Raw genomic sequence first — 15,491 nt, forward strand, 5'->3', positions numbered from 1 at the left:
CATTTTTATAATATATCAAATTACTTAAAACTAAAACCTTAAAAAAAACTCTTAGGAAGAGCCTAATAAAAGGTTTCTATTTTTCTGAAGCCTTTTATTGATTACATTTACTTTATGTTTTCAGCTAAAAAACAAATTAGCTCGCGCTTATAAAGACGCTAAAATTATAGATTTTGATAACGATAGCAAAATTATAATTTTTAGCGATTACCATCGTGGTGATACTAGTTTTACAGACGATTTTGCCAATAACCGAAACATCTATTTTCACGCTATAAAACATTGTTATGATAACCGTTTTAGCTACTGCGAACTTGGTGATGGTAATGAGCTTTGGAATAATACCGCTTTCGAATCCATATTAAATGCGCATAAAAATGTCTATAGGCTTATAAAACGCTTTCATAAGGATAATAGACTGCAAATGATTTGGGGAAACCACGGTATGGTTTACCATAATCCTGAGTATGTAAAAAAGAATTTATCGACCTATTTTGATGCTCAAACAGGTAAATATGTCAAGCTATTTAAAGCTATTAAATACCACGAAAGCATCGTTTTAAAACAATGCGCTACAGAACAATAAGTGTTTTTAACAGATGGTCATCAAGCCGATTGGCGGAACTATAGTTTTTGGAAATGGAGCCGATTTATAGTTCGTGTGCTTTGGAAACCTCTAAATGTTATGGGTATTGCAGATCCTACAAGTCCAGCAAAAAACGACAAGGAACTTATTAAAGTAGAACGCCGAATTAAAAAATGGATTACAGAAAATAATAATTTAACACCTGTTGTTGGCCACACACAGACCACGTTTTCCAGAACCTGGAGACATTATTTTTTTAACGATGGTAGTTCTTGTTCACCCAAGAAGTATTACTGGTATAGAGATTGAAAATGGTGAAATCTCACTTATAAAATGGCAGATTTCGACAAGTGAAAATGGTAATTTAAAGACTGTTAGAGTTCTACTGGAAGGTCCAATTGCTTTGGAAGATTATAGGATAGAAAACTAAAAATTTCTTAATACAGTATTTCAGTTATTATCAATCTTTTAATAAAGTAATCGTCGAAATCAACTTTTGATTCTAACATATTTTTAGCTACAAAAAAAGGATCAATTTCACCAAAAAAATTTCTTTTTGTGATATGCTCGTTTAAAAAAAATGATTTATTAGAAATGAAAACTAAAGCTTTCGAATATTTCCCCAATTGATTTACATCTAACCATTCTTCTCTCATTTTATTAATTGATTCTATACTTAAATCCCAATGTCTCCTTGAATAGGATTCTGAAATACCATAACCATAACTTCATCTTCTTGTAAACATTTAATACTAACTTTAATTAGTGAGTCTCCTTTTGCGTCTGTGGCATTCCAGATTGAATCAGAAGTACAATACATTTCTAGTCGCAACTTACTTTTATTAAATCGATCAATTGTTGTGTTAGATTTTTTGCCCCAGTATTTGATATTATCATTTTTAATATCTTCTAAGAACTTTTTATAAGCTTTTTTGGTTTTTAAATCAGGATATTCTCTTTGAAGAAAATCATCTTCAAAATCTTTAACTAAATAAGTAAGTGTTTCACTATTTTCTTTACCTAAAGTAGATTCAAACTGCTTAATATTTTTATTTACTGAACAACTTGAGATAAGAAATAATTTAGCATTTTCATTTGAAAAAAGTATTATTATTATTATTATTGACAAGATTCTTCGCTACGCTTTGAATGACAATACTTATTAAGACTCAGGAGCCAACATTACCTCTAAGCCTTCCATTTCTGGAGTCATTTGTATTTGGCAACCTAATCGAGAATTGTCCTTAACGTTAAAAGCCTCAGAGAGCATCGCTTCTTCGTCGTCTTGCATTTCTGGCAACTTAGTTTCACTTAAAACATAACATTGACAAGATGCGCACATTGCCATGCCTCCACAAATGCCAATGGTACCTTCCAGAGCCAGCTCGTAAGAACGTACGACTTCCATTAAGTTCATGGCCATATCTGTTGGTGCTAACACTACATGTGTTACCCCATTTCTGTCTGTTATTTTTATGTTTATATCTGCTTCCAAATGTTTATTATAATTGTTTTATAGTCATCAAATTTGATGCTTTTTTATTCAATTTTTTTAACAACCGCTTTTGGTGCTTCTTTTCTTGTGCCATCAAAACCATTTACTCCAGATACTGTTGTATACTTTAATACATAGCGTTTTCCTGGATTAATAATTTGGTAAGCAGATTGACACATTAGCGTTGCCTCGTGAAAACCACACAAAATCAGTTTTAATTTCCCAGGATAAGTGTTTACATCTCCAATGGCATAAATGCCAGGGATATTAGTTTGGTAATCTAAGCTATTATCTACTTTAATCGCATTTTTCTCAATCTCTAGTCCCCAATTAGCTATGGGTCCTAGTTTTGGTGATAAACCAAATAACGGAATAAAGTGATCGCATTCTAACTCAAATTCTTTCTCTATTTTATCTGCTTGTTTTACAACAACACCAGATACTTTATCCTGACCTAAAATTCCAGTAATTTCTGCTGGAGTAACTAAGTTTATTTTACCTTGATTTTTTAACTCCTGAACTTTCTCTACCGAATCTAGGTGTCCGCGAAACTCTTTACGTCTATGAATTAAAGTGACTTCGCTAGCGATATCACTTAAAAAAATACTCCAATCTAATGCAGAATCTCCACCACCAGCAATAATCACTTTTTTATTTCTGTAAAACTCTGGCTCTTTAATCATGTATTCCACACCTTTGTCTTCAAAGTCTGTAATATTATGAATTAAAGGTTTTCTAGGCTCAAAACTCCCTAATCCACCTGCAATTGCAACAACTGGAGCTTGGTGTTTTGTTCCTTTATTAGTTGTAACAACAAAGCTACCATCCTCTTGTTTATCGATAGTTTCGGCACGTTCTCCTAAAGTAAATCCAGGTTCGAATTGCTTACATTGCTCGAGTAATTTATAGGTTAAATCTCCTGCTAAAATTTCTGGATAGGCTGGTATATCATAAATAGGCTTTTTTGGATAAAGCTCAGAGCATTGTCCACCCGCTTGAGGTAAAGCATCAATTAAATGGCATTTTAGTTTTAATAAACCCGCTTCAAAAACTGTAAATAGTCCTGTTGGACCAGCTCCAATAATTAGGATATCTGTTTTAATCATATTTATACTACGAAGACAGGAATTTTTAGATTCTGCCTATTATTTTGAACCTGTAAAAAAACAGGTGTTTTAACTTCATTCTAGTTTACAAATTTCTAAAAACCATTTGATTTATTATGTGACAATTGTCACTGTTTTAGAAACTTATAGATTGCTTTATAAATCCCTGCCTCGGCAGAGATTAAGCTTCAACATTAATAACCTTTTCTATCTGAGGCGCGAATTTTTTAATAGTCATTTCAACACCAGATTTCAACGTCATTTGGTTTACACTGCAACCTACGCAAGCACCTTCCAATTGCACTTTTACTATCTTTTCATCCTCAATTGACAACAATGAAATATCTCCACCATCGCTTTGTAAAAACGGACGAATTTCGTCAAGTGCTTTCTCTACATTTAATCTTAGTTCTTCTCCGCTCATAGTCACTTTTTCTATCCCTAGCCCTTTCCAAAGGAAAGAGAAAAAGATAATTTATTTATTAACAGCTGAACAACCAGCCATTGTTGTAATTTTTATTGCTTCGGTTTCTGGTAAATTTTCATTTCTATTAACCACTTCCTGCACTACGTTTTGAGTAATAGTCTGAAACGCTTTTTCTAATGGTGTTCCTGCTTGCAAAGCTGCAGGTCTACCAACATCTCCTGCTTCTCTAATACTTTGTACCAAAGGTAATTCGCCTAAAAGCGGAACGTTTAAATCTTGAGCCAAATGCTTCGCTCCTTCTTTTCCGAAGATATAATATTTATTGTTTGGTAATTCTTCAGGAGTGAAATACGCCATGTTTTCAATGATTCCTAAAACAGGAACATTAATACTTTCTTGTTGAAACATCGAAACACCTTTTTTAGCATCTGCCAAAGCTACATTTTGTGGTGTACTAACAACAACAGCTCCTGTAATTGGAAGCGATTGCATAATACTTAAATGAATATCTCCTGTTCCAGGTGGTAAATCTAATAGTAAGAAATCTAATGCTCCCCAAGCAGCATCGAAAATCATTTGATTTAGCGCTTTTGAAGCCATTGGCCCTCTCCAAACTACAGCTTGATCTGGTTGTGTAAAGAAACCAATTGATAATATTTTTACACCGTAATTTTCTACAGGTTTCATTTTAGACTTCCCGTCGACAGTTACAGATAATGGTCTTTCGGTTTCTACATCAAACATAATTGGCATAGATGGTCCATAAATATCGGCATCTAAAATACCAACTTTAAATCCCATTTTCGCTAGAGTTACAGCTAAATTTGCTGTAACTGTAGATTTACCGACTCCTCCTTTTCCGGATGCTATAGCTACAATATTTTGAATCCCAGGAATAGATTTTCCTTTTATTTCGTTTGTAGCCGGTTTTACTGGTGCATCTACTTTTATGTTTACTTTAACTTGTGCTTTTCCGGAAACCTGTTCATGAATAGCTTTAATTATTTCTGATTCTGTTTTTTTACGTGCTTGTAAAGCTGGATTAGAAATAGTAATATCTACTATTACATCATCAGCAAAAGTGACTACGTTTTTAACAGCACCACTTTCTACCATATCTTGTCCTTCTCCAGGAACTGTTATGGTTTTAAGCGCGGCTAATATATCTTGTTTTGTAATTTTCATAGTTATTAAGCATAATTTAAAGAAGAAATACTTACATATCTCTTTCTAAAATTCTTTTGAAACAGCATCTTATTCAGACTGATTCTAAATGCAAATATACTATATAAAGATTGAAGAATAAAGAGGTTAGTTTGAAGAATTTAATATGATGTTATCTATAAATCTTATAGCTCTTTTGAAGGATCCCAATACACAGTTTCTAAATCCTGAATTTGGTTTTCTATTACAACAACACCTTCATTCTCTAACAATTGTTGCATTAGATTAGTACCATCAAAATGATGCTTACCAGTAAGTAAGCCTTTTCTGTTTACTACGCGATGCGCTGGAACATCTTTATTATGGGAACCATTCATAGCATAACCAACCATTCTTGCACTTCTTGGTGCTCCAAGATAATTACCAATTGCGCCATAGCTGGTTACTTTCCCATAAGGAATTAGCTTTGCGACTTCATAAACTTTTTCGAAAAAATTGAGTGTTTCAGGTTTCATTTGGTCGTTAATATTGTTTTTTGAAGATCAAATGGTGCATTCTTTATAAATAGTATTTCAGAGATTCAAAATAAGTATCGAAGAATGGTTCATTTGGTCGTTAATATTGTTTTTTAAAGGTCAAATGGTGCATTCTTTATAAATAGTACATCAGAGGTTCAAATTAAGTATCGAAGAATGGTTCATTTGGTCGTTAATATTGTTTTTTGAAGGTCAAATGGTGCATTCTTTATAAATAGTATTTCAGAGATTCAAAATAAGTATTGAAGAATGGTTCATTTGGTCGTTAATATTGTTTTTTGAAGGTCAAATGGTGCATTCTTTATAAATAGTACTTCAGAGATTCAAAATAAGTATTGAAGAATGGTTCATTTGGTCGTTAATATTGTTTTTTGAAGGTCAAATGGTGCATTCTTTATAAAGAGTATTTCAGAGATTCAAAATAAGTATCGAAGAATGGTTCATTTGGTCGTTAATATTATTTTTTAAAGGTCAAATGGTGCATTCTTTATAAATAGTATTTTAAGACTTAAAAGAAGTCCTTAGGAATAGTTATAATGCCGCTTCTATTATTTTGTAATTAATAAGAAGATTACAATTCTTTAATAATATTGATCATAGTAATTATTGAGATTATTCCAGTAATAATACCAATAGTAAAGTTCATTCCCATTTGAGATTTAATCTTTTTACTAATTAGTTTTTCAAAAAAGAAAACATAAATATAAAGCATTACAAAAGTTCCAGTAGTAGCACCAGCAACATAAGTTGTAATTCCTATTGGATCTAAATGAACCCATTCAAATGACGTAAAAGTAATCGCCATATACGCTTGATAAGGAATTGGAAAGACATTTAAAGCCGATAATAGTAAGCCTTGAAAAAAGCGGCTTTTTTTGCTTTTAACATTATATTCTACATCGGTATTATCTGTTTTTTTAGCAATTACAAGATAATAAACGGTAATTAAGACAAAGATTACAAAAGCAACACGTTTTAAAATAGAGACAACATCTGGATGGTTGTTTAAATACTTTGCAAAAACCAAGGCTATTAAAGTTTGTAAAACAACGATTACACAAACGCCAATAGAAAAGACCAAGCCTCTAGTATGGCCTTCTTTAATACTAATCTTGGCCGCTGTCATGTTTAGCAAACCAGGAGGAATAACGCCTACCAAAGCCACTATTAAAGCAATTCCAAATGTTAGTGTTATTTCCAATTATTATTTAATTTTGAATCTAATATACGTAATTGGTTTGTTTTGTTCCAAGTAGATGCTTTCGTAGTGTGTTTGAATGCCTGTAACTTCTTCTGGACTTCCTTCTTGTTTATAGACATTGTGGTTTGCATATAAAACCTCGTGTCCTCCACCGTGCAGCAAACCAAGCGTATAACCATGCATAAATTCACTATCGGTTTTTAGGTTCATAACACCTTCTGGTTTCAATACTTTTTTATAGCGTTTTAAGAATTCAGAATTTGTCATTCTATGCTTTGTTCGCTTGTATTTTATTTGAGGATCTGGAAAAGTAATCCAGATTTCATCAACTTCATTTTCGGCAAAGGCATGATCTATAAGTTCAATTTGAGTTCTTAGAAATGCAACATTGGGAATATTTTCTTCGATACCAGTTTTTGCGCCTCTCCAAAAACGAGCTCCCTTTATATCGATACCAATAAAATTTTTGTTTGGATATTTTTTAGCAAGATTTACAGAATACTCTCCTTTTCCACAGCCTAACTCTAAAATTAATGGATTATTATTTTTAAAATGTTTTGCGTTCCAATGGCCCTTCATTTCGTAATCAACACCAACTAAGTCTTCTCGTTTAGGCTGATACACGTTCTCGAACGTATCATTTTCGTTAAATCTTTTAAGCTTATTTTTACTTCCCACAACTGTCAATTAATTTTTGGTAAAAATAGAAAAATTTTTGAAAGCAACTATCCACAAAATATAGCAATAAAAGTATTACTTCGTTTAATTATATCTACTGCGTAAAAATATAAATTATATATTTTTAGATTTCCGTTTTTAGGGGAATTAGGAATTACAACAGATACCTCAAGGCAGAGCTTAGAGATGTTCTTTTTTAATTAAGAAAATATACGAGAGTGCAATAATGATTATCTTTGTTATTTATCTATGACACGAGCATATCTAAATATTTTATTAGAAAGAAGACCAATGGCAAACAGCATATGTCCTTAATAAAAAACAAAAAAGACATATGAAAAAAAATATCCTCGTAGCTCCATTAAATTGGGGAATTGGCCATGCTACAAGATGTGTTCCTATAATTAATTGGCTCTTAGATTGCGATTTCACACCTATAATAGCCAGTGATGGTGAGGCTTTACAAATACTACAAAAAGAATTTCCTGAATTAAAATCTATCACATTACCTGCGCTTAATATTCAGTATCAAAAAAAGGGAAATCACTTAAAATTAAAGCTTTTAAGGCAATTACCTCACATTTTAAAAACGATTAAAGCCGAAAGAAAAATTACAAATAGTATTATTAATGATTATAAAATTGATGGAATAATCTCTGACAATAGGTTTGGTGTTTATAGCAAAAAGGTTCCTTCAGTAATTATTACACACCAACTAAACGTTTTAAGCGGAAACACTAGCTTTTTAAGCTCGAAAATAAATAAAATTCAACTTAAAAATTTTAATGAAATTTGGGTTCCCGATTTTAAAAACGAACCTAATTTAAGTGGTAAACTTGGGCATATTTCAGAAAAAACAAAATTAAACATTAAGTATTTAGGACCTTTAAGCAGGTTAAATAAAACTGAAGTTGAAAGCAAATACGACCTCATGGTTTTACTTTCTGGTCCAGAACCTCAGCGTTCTCTGTTAGAGTATAAATTAATAAAAGAATTACATTACTTTAAAGGCTCTGTTTTGTTTGTAAAAGGAATAATTGAAGCTAAAGAAACTAAAAATATAACTGGAAATTTTACGGTCTGCAATTTTATGACTTCTCAAGGTTTAGAAAAGGCTTTAAATAGTAGTAAGCTAATTGTCTGTCGTTCTGGTTACACCACTGTTATGGATTTAGCAAAATTAGGCAAGAAAGCTATTTTTATTCCAACTCCAGGACAATTTGAACAAGAGTATTTGGCAAATCGGTTTAATAACTTGAAACTGGTATCTTCTTGCAATCAGAAGGCTTTTAATATAAATGAATTAAAAAAAACAGACACTTATAATGGTTTGGATTTAGAATACAGTATTCCAAATCTTGAGAAATTATTCAGCCTTTTCTAAAGTAAAAGAGAATTCACTACCAACACCAAATTCGCTTTCTATATAAATTTTCTCGTCGTGTGCTTCAATAATATGCTTTACAATGGCTAAGCCTAAACCAGAACCGCCTTCTTTTCTAGAACCACTTTTATCTACGCGATAGAAACGCTCAAATAATCTTGGGATATTTTCTTTCTCAATACCTTCTCCATTATCTGTAACACGAATAATAACTTTATTTTTTATAAGGTTTTCAACACCAATTTCAGTTGTTCCTTTGTCTCTACCATATTTAATAGAATTTACTACCAAATTAGTAAGGACTTGCTGTATTTTTTCTTTATCAGCTTTTACAAAAATAGGTTCAGAGTAGTGTCTATCGAAAGTTAATGTGATATTGGTTTTAGTGGCTTTCATTTCAAACAAATCGAAAACACTTTTAATAAGTTCTATAATATTAAACGTTTCGATTTCAATACGTACATCTCCAACTTCTAGCTTAGTAATCATATCTAAATCTTTAACAATATAGATTAACCTTTCTACACCTTTATTTGCACGATCTAAATATTTCTCTCGTATTTTTTTATCGTTTGCAGCACCATCAATTAACGTTTCTATATAGCCTTGAACTGTAAATAATGGTGTTTTTAACTCATGAGATACGTTTCCCAAAAATTCTTTCCGATATTCTTCTCTAATTTTTAACGTTTCAATCTCTATTTTTTTATCTCTGGCAAACTTGTCTATTTCTTCCGTTAATGTCGCCATATCTGTAGTAATTCTATTTTTTCTATCGGTTGAAGATTCTAAAAGTCTAAGCTCTTCGTAAATTTGTTTAACGCGATAATATATAAAATGCTTTACTCGATAGTGAAAAATAACAAATACCAAAATATAACATACAGCAGAGAACAAAAACACCATTTGCCATTTCACTTCGTAAAAGGCATATAAAAAAACGCTTATTACAAGTGTAAATACTATAGTTATGTATAGTGCCGTTTTTAAGGCAAATTTATAAGTCTTTTGTATTTCCATAGATTTACTCTACAAACTTGTAGCCAACTCCTTTAACGGTTTTAAAAGAGTCTCCTCCTATTTTCTCTCTAAGCTTTCTAATGTGTACATCTATTGTTCTATCTCCTACTATGACTTGACTTCCCCAAACTTTATCAAGAATATCCTCTCTTTTAAATACTTTCCCTGGTTTAGAGGCTAATAAAGAGAGTAATTCGAATTCTTTCTTGGGCAAAATAACCTCTTCACCTTTAATAGATATTTTATATTCTTCTCTATTTATTACAATATCTCCAACTTTTACAATTGGCATACTTGTTTCATCAGTTTTTAAACGTCTTAACAATGCTTTTACCTTGCTAACTAATACTTTTGGCTTAATTGGTTTGGTAATATAATCGTCTGCACCAGCATCGAAACCAGCAACTTGAGAATAATCTTCACCTCTTGCAGTAAGGAAAGTAATGATAGTGTTTTTTAATTCTGGGAGTTTTCTTATTTGTTCGCAAGCTTCAATACCATCCATTTCTGGCATCATTACATCTAATACTATAAGTTGAGGCTTTTCGGCTTTAGCCATTATAACTCCTTCTGCTCCATTGCTTGCTTTCAAAACTTGGTAGCCTTCCTGCGATAAATTGTAACCTACTATTTCTAGAATGTCTGGCTCATCGTCTACTAGTAGTATTTTAATATCTTTTTTATTCATTTCTAAGCATACATTTTACTGAGTAAAGATAAGGTTAATCGCATTACATAATATTAAACTAAAAATATTAACAATAAGTTAATATTAAAGTCCTGAACGCTAATAATTCAGCCTATAAATCCTCATTATTTTTTTAAATGTTATTATATCGTTAAATAATAGCCTGAAAATGTAAAAAAAAGTGTAAAAAGTGTTCTTAATTCTTATATTTGTAGTCTAAATAAAAACAAACTATTATGAAAAAAATTTACTTTTTATTATTAACATTATTAATTTCTGCAGTTTCCTTCGGACAAGGAACTGAATCATTTGATGGTTTTACAGAAACAGGAAGCTCTTATACAGATGGTACTTTTACCGGAGATAATGCATCTTGGACTTTTGTTCAATCAAGAGGTGACCAAAGTATTACAGGTAAATCAATAATGTTAGGTAGAAACAGAACGCCTCAAGCAGAGCTATATTCAGGCACTATATCTGGTGGAATTGGCACAATAAGCTTTAACTACCAAAGAGCATTTGGTACTGATGTAAACCTAAATATTCTTGTAAATGATATTGTAGTTGGCACAGTAGTTTCTACTGACAATACAATTCAAAATTCTGGAACTATTACAGTAAACCAACCAGGAGACGTAGTTATAAAATTAACTAGTGTTAATAATAGTGACGGACAAGTTACAATAGATGATATTACTTGGACAGGATTCACAGGAACTGCAACACCATCTCTTTCGGTTTCAACACCATCAAACAATCAAGTATATGCTTCTGGAACTACTAATGTAGATGTTACTTTTGCAACTGCTAATACAAATGCAGGTGATCAGGTTAATATAACTGTTAATGGTGGTACTACTAGTTTAGATGTATCAAGCCCATTTAGTGTTCCTACTCTTGATGGTGAATCTTACTCTGCTTTAGTTGAGCTTGTTGATGCTTCTTCTACTGTTTTAGATTCTGAAACTATTATGTTTTCAGTAGAATTTCCTTGTGGCTTACAAATTGGTACAATTACATCTACTTGTGATGCAGAAACACTAGGTGTAGATGCTTACACAACAACAATAGATTTTACAGGTGGTGGTACATCAACTTACGTAATTAACACTACTGGTGGAACAGGAAATGTGGATGTTTCTGGTGGCAATAATCCTTCTGTTGATGCTACGGGTACTATTACTATTACGGGTTACGGTGATGATACTGGATATACAGTAGATATCATTGGTGATGTATTAAATAGCAGTTGTAACTTTTCAATAAATATTAATAATCCTACTTGTGTGCCGGCAGCTACTTGTCCTGGTGTTGGTGCTGTAATTGTTACAGAAATAATGAAAAACCCAAGTGCTGTTGGTGATGGTGATGGAGAATATTTTGAAGTATATAATACTACAGCTACTCCTATAGATATGATTGGTTGGATAATATCTGACGATGGTAGTAACTCACACACTATTGGAGCTTCTTTAGTTGTTCCAGCAATGGGTTATGCTGTTTTAGGTATAAACGCTGACATGATGGCTAATGGAGGTATTCCAGTTGATTATGAATATTCTTCTTACGCATTATCTAATGGTGCAGATGAAATTAATTTAGTTTGTGGAGCGACAACAATTGATGCTGTTGCCTATACTGATGGCGCATTCCCTGATACTGCTGGAGCAGCTATGGAATTATCTACAATGAACTTAAACGCAACTGATAACGACAATGGTGCTAACTGGGCAAATGCAATTACAGACCTTGGAACTGGCGATTTTGGTACTCCAGGAACAATAAATGCTAACACACTTTCTGTAGATACTTTTGAAAACACAAGTTTCTCAATATATCCAAATCCTGCAAGTAATGGATTTGTAAACATTACTACAACTTCTAACGAAGCTATTAACGTAACTGTATTCGATATTTTAGGAAAGCAAGTAATATCTCAAACTATAAACAACAACCGTTTAGATGTTTCTAATTTAAACACTGGTGTTTACATTTTAAAATTAAACCAAAATGGAGCTATTACTACTAAGAAATTAGTAATCAAGTAAGTTTTATTTAACTATATTTTAAAAGAGCGTTACCCTTGGTAACGCTCTTTTTGTTTATTTTTGTTTCATTTTAAATGATAGACCAAAACCAAATATTCAATATTAAAACCGAAGCTGAATTTAGCAATTTAGCCTTGCAAGTTTTCAAGTTTCAGTTTGAAAACAATACGGTCTATCGTTCGTTTTGCGATTTATTATATAAAAATCCAAGTGACATCACTAAAGTTGAAGACATTCCGTTTTTACCAATTCAATTTTTTAAATCACATCAAGTTGTTAGTTCTTCCGAAGGTATAAAAAAAACATTTTCTAGTAGTGGCACAACAGGTAGTGTAAAGAGTAAACATCACATAACCGATCTTTCTATCTATGAGAGTTGTTTTAACAACGGTTTTAATACTTTCTACGGAAACATTAAAGACTATATTGTACTTGCATTGTTACCAAGCTATCTAGAGCGCGAAGGCTCGTCTCTTATCTATATGGTCGATAGCTTGATTAAAGATTCTAATCATCCAGAAAGCGGCTTTTATTTAGATACGCTTTCAGAATTAAGCAGAACTTTAAAACGCTTAGATGCTGAAGGCAAAAAAGTACTACTCATTGGTGTTTCTTTTGCATTATTAGACTTAGTGGAAAGCTATTCCTTTAACCTCAACAATACCATTATAATGGAAACTGGTGGTATGAAAGGCAGGCGTAAAGAATTGATTAGAGAAGAGCTTCATGCTATTTTAAAACACGGTTTTGGAGTGGAAGCCATACACAGCGAATATGGCATGACAGAGTTATTGAGCCAAGCCTACTCTAAAGGCAACGGTGACTTTAAATGCCCAAAATGGATGCGTATTCTTACGCGTGACACTGAAGATGCGTTAACGATACAAAAAAGAGAAAAAACAGGAGGTATAAATGTTATCGATTTGGCGAATATTAATTCCTGTTCTTTTATTGCTACACAAGATTTAGGTCGTGTAAAAAGCGATGGCTCTTTTGAAATTATTGGACGCTTTGATACTAGCGATATTAGAGGTTGCAACCTTATGGTTTTATAATTTCAAACAAACCTAGTAATTTTTGCATATCCATAACGACAGAATGGATATGAAATATATAGTTTACTTTTTTTTCTTAGGACTTTTTACAACCCAAGCACAAACAGATTACAATACAAAAAAAAATTTTGTGGCTGAAGGCTATGATGTGGTTTCCTATTTTGAGAATAAAGCTGAAGTAGGACATAAAGACTTCACAACAATTTACGATGACGCAAAATTTAAGTTTGTATCTCAAGCGCACTTAGACACGTTTATTGCAAACCCTAAACAATACATTCCGCAATATGGAGGCTACTGTGCTTATGCCGTTGCCGAGAAAGGAAAGAAAGTATCAATAGATCCAGAAACGTTCGAAATTAGAAATGAAAAACTCTATTTATTCTATAATTCTTGGGGAACAAATACTCTAGAATTATGGCTAGAAAAAGATGTGCAAGCTTTAATAAAAAAAGCCGACCAAAGTTGGAAAACAATAAGTAAAAAAGAGTAATTTATAATTATGAGAAAGAAAAATTAGTTTTAGTTGGTTAGCTAATTTTTAGACGCCCGTTTGCAGCTTTGCAATCGGGCTTCTTTTTTTTTTAGCTAAACATTGTTTGAACAAACAATTGATAAAACTCATCCTAAATATACTTTAGAATCCTGTTATAATAAAAAAAAAGACTTCACAAGTCTCTAAAACCTATGAAGTCTAAATCTTAAGATTAGAGGTTTTAAACGACCTTCAAAATATAAGTATTCTTCTTTCCTTTATTTAGGACAACGTATTTATCGTTTATTAAATCTTTAGTAGTAATTTTATAGTCTTGGTTTACTTTATCTTTATTTACAGATACCGCATTTTCTTTAAGCGCTCTTCTAGCTTCGCTATTACTTTTAAGAAAGTTTGTTTTATCTGCTAAAGCAGCAATCATATCCAAACCTTCGGCTAAATCTACTTTAGAAATTTCGGCTTGTGGCACGCCTTCAAAAACATCTAAAAACAGTTTTTCGTTAAGTGTACGTATATCTTCATTAAAGGATTTGCTAAATAAAATACCAGAGGCTTTTTCAGCATTTAAAAAATCTTCCTCAGAATGTACCATCGTAGTAATTTCTTTAGCCAAACGTTTTTGTAATACTCTTAAATGTGGTGCTTCTGTATGTTCTGCAATTATTGCTTTTATCTGGTCTTCTGTTAAGAAAGTAAAAATCTTAATATATTTCTCAGCGTCTTCGTCACTAGAGTTTAACCAATATTGGTAAAATTTGTAAGGTGAAGTTCGGTTAGCATCTAACCACACATTACCACCTTCACTTTTTCCAAATTTAGAACCATCACTTTTAGTAATTAATGGACACGTTATCGCGTACCCTTTTCCTTGATCTATTCTACGAATAAGCTCTGTTCCAGTAGTTATATTTCCCCATTGGTCGCTTCCTCCCATTTGTAAGGTGCAATCTAATGCTTTATACAAGTGCAAAAAATCGTAACCTTGAACCATTTGGTACGTAAACTCTGTAAAACTCATTCCATCTGAAGCCGATTCTGAAGAAATCCTGTTTTTTACAGAATCTTTAGCCATCATATAATTTACCGTTATGTGCTTACCTACATCACGAATAAATTCTAAGAATGAGAAATTTTTCATCCAGTCGTAGTTATTTACTAAAACTGCAGCATTTTTTTCGTTGCTTTCAAAATCTAAAAAATGCGATAATTGCTTTTTAATCGCTTCTTGATTGTATCTCAAGGTTTCTTCATTTAGTAAATTACGTTCGCTAGATTTCCCAGAAGGATCACCAATCATTCCTGTTGCACCTCCAACTAAAGCTACTGGCTTGTGGCCACAGCGTTGGTAGTGTGCTAATAACATAATTGGTACTAGGTTTCCAATATGAAGAGAATCTGCCGTAGGATCGAAACCTACATAAGCACTACGCATGGCTTTATTTAAATGCGCTTCGGTTCCTGGCATCTCTGTGTGTAACATACCTCTCCAACGTAATTCTTCTACAAATGTATTAGCCATTTTTTACTTTATTTTGTGTATTGATTCGCAAAGATAAAAATAGCTATATAATTAAGATACAATATTGAATATTTATTACCTTCGGTAT

16 protein-coding genes and 1 pseudogene are annotated in these 15,491 nt (G+C 32.2%); 5 read left to right on the plus strand and 12 right to left on the minus strand.

Features of this window, described 5'->3' with window-relative positions; genetic code table 11:
- Positions 1 to 100 precede the first annotated feature (100 nt).
- Positions 101 to 1,016 (plus strand): annotated as a pseudogene (locus RH82_RS16920) (serine/threonine protein phosphatase).
- Between the two features lie 7 nt (positions 1,017 to 1,023).
- Here the strand turns inward: RH82_RS16920 and RH82_RS16925 are convergent.
- From RH82_RS16925 to trmB, 9 genes are all read right to left on the minus strand, one after another.
- Entirely contained in the window at positions 1,024 to 1,242 is a 219-nt protein-coding gene (locus RH82_RS16925) for a hypothetical protein (protein WP_034062584.1), read from the minus strand.
- Positions 1,243 to 1,262: 20 nt separating this feature from the next.
- Positions 1,263 to 1,715 (minus strand): hypothetical protein, encoded by a 453-nt coding sequence (locus RH82_RS16930; RefSeq protein WP_034062587.1) that lies wholly within the window; start codon positions 1,713 to 1,715, stop codon positions 1,263 to 1,265.
- A gap of 33 nt (positions 1,716 to 1,748) precedes the next feature.
- Positions 1,749 to 2,081: a 2Fe-2S iron-sulfur cluster-binding protein gene (locus RH82_RS16935; protein WP_034062588.1), complete on the minus strand. Its 333-nt coding sequence runs from the start codon at positions 2,079 to 2,081 to the stop codon at positions 1,749 to 1,751.
- Between the two features lie 44 nt (positions 2,082 to 2,125).
- On the minus strand, positions 2,126 to 3,187 hold the full coding sequence (locus RH82_RS16940; RefSeq protein ID WP_034062589.1) for an NAD(P)/FAD-dependent oxidoreductase: 1,062 nt from the start codon (positions 3,185 to 3,187) through the stop codon (positions 2,126 to 2,128).
- A 181-nt stretch (positions 3,188 to 3,368) separates the two neighbouring features.
- Positions 3,369 to 3,611, minus strand: coding sequence for a NifU family protein (locus RH82_RS16945; protein WP_034062590.1), 243 nt, complete (start codon positions 3,609 to 3,611; stop codon positions 3,369 to 3,371).
- A gap of 51 nt (positions 3,612 to 3,662) precedes the next feature.
- Positions 3,663 to 4,799: an Mrp/NBP35 family ATP-binding protein gene (locus RH82_RS16950; RefSeq protein WP_034062591.1), complete on the minus strand. Its 1,137-nt coding sequence runs from the start codon at positions 4,797 to 4,799 to the stop codon at positions 3,663 to 3,665.
- Between the two features lie 164 nt (positions 4,800 to 4,963).
- A complete protein-coding gene (locus RH82_RS16955; protein WP_034062593.1) occupies positions 4,964 to 5,293 on the minus strand; it encodes an MGMT family protein in 330 nt (109 codons plus the stop codon).
- A gap of 592 nt (positions 5,294 to 5,885) precedes the next feature.
- On the minus strand, positions 5,886 to 6,515 hold the full coding sequence (locus tag RH82_RS16960; protein ID WP_034062596.1) for a LysE family transporter: 630 nt from the start codon (positions 6,513 to 6,515) through the stop codon (positions 5,886 to 5,888).
- A 3-nt stretch (positions 6,516 to 6,518) separates the two neighbouring features.
- On the minus strand, positions 6,519 to 7,193 hold the full coding sequence (gene trmB / locus RH82_RS16965; RefSeq protein WP_034062597.1) for a tRNA (guanosine(46)-N7)-methyltransferase TrmB: 675 nt from the start codon (positions 7,191 to 7,193) through the stop codon (positions 6,519 to 6,521).
- A gap of 334 nt (positions 7,194 to 7,527) precedes the next feature.
- Here trmB and RH82_RS16970 point away from each other — a divergent pair, with 334 nt between their 5' ends.
- A complete protein-coding gene (locus tag RH82_RS16970) occupies positions 7,528 to 8,577 on the plus strand; it encodes a glycosyltransferase (RefSeq protein ID WP_034062598.1) in 1,050 nt (349 codons plus the stop codon).
- Here RH82_RS16970 and RH82_RS16975 read toward each other — a convergent pair.
- Complete coding sequence (locus tag RH82_RS16975; RefSeq protein WP_034062600.1) at positions 8,560 to 9,597, minus strand: sensor histidine kinase; 1,038 nt, start codon at positions 9,595 to 9,597, stop codon at positions 8,560 to 8,562. The genes RH82_RS16970 and RH82_RS16975 overlap by 18 nt on opposite strands.
- A gap of 4 nt (positions 9,598 to 9,601) precedes the next feature.
- Positions 9,602 to 10,285 carry a response regulator transcription factor gene (locus RH82_RS16980; RefSeq protein WP_034062602.1) on the minus strand — a complete coding sequence of 228 codons (684 nt, stop codon included), beginning with the start codon at positions 10,283 to 10,285 and terminating at the stop codon, positions 9,602 to 9,604.
- Positions 10,286 to 10,521: 236 nt separating this feature from the next.
- Between RH82_RS16980 and RH82_RS16985 the strand changes: the two genes are divergently transcribed.
- The 3 genes from RH82_RS16985 to RH82_RS16995 all read left to right on the plus strand — a co-directional run bounded on the left by RH82_RS16985 (position 10,522) and on the right by RH82_RS16995 (position 13,881).
- Positions 10,522 to 12,333, plus strand: a complete 1,812-nt coding sequence (locus tag RH82_RS16985; RefSeq protein WP_034062603.1) for a T9SS type A sorting domain-containing protein — start codon at positions 10,522 to 10,524, stop codon at positions 12,331 to 12,333.
- Positions 12,334 to 12,407: 74 nt separating this feature from the next.
- Positions 12,408 to 13,388 (plus strand): LuxE/PaaK family acyltransferase, encoded by a 981-nt coding sequence (locus tag RH82_RS16990; protein ID WP_034062605.1) that lies wholly within the window; start codon positions 12,408 to 12,410, stop codon positions 13,386 to 13,388.
- A 49-nt stretch (positions 13,389 to 13,437) separates the two neighbouring features.
- A complete protein-coding gene (locus RH82_RS16995; protein WP_034062628.1) occupies positions 13,438 to 13,881 on the plus strand; it encodes a YHS domain-containing (seleno)protein in 444 nt (147 codons plus the stop codon).
- 223 nt (positions 13,882 to 14,104) lie between these two features.
- Here the strand turns inward: RH82_RS16995 and tyrS are convergent, their stop codons facing one another.
- Entirely contained in the window at positions 14,105 to 15,403 is a 1,299-nt protein-coding gene (gene tyrS, locus RH82_RS17000; RefSeq protein WP_034062606.1) for a tyrosine--tRNA ligase, read from the minus strand.
- Positions 15,404 to 15,491 lie beyond the last annotated feature (88 nt).

Origin of the sequence: Lacinutrix jangbogonensis, from assembly GCF_000797445.1 — a bacterium.
Taxonomy (GTDB): Bacteria; Bacteroidota; Bacteroidia; order Flavobacteriales; family Flavobacteriaceae; genus Lacinutrix; species Lacinutrix jangbogonensis.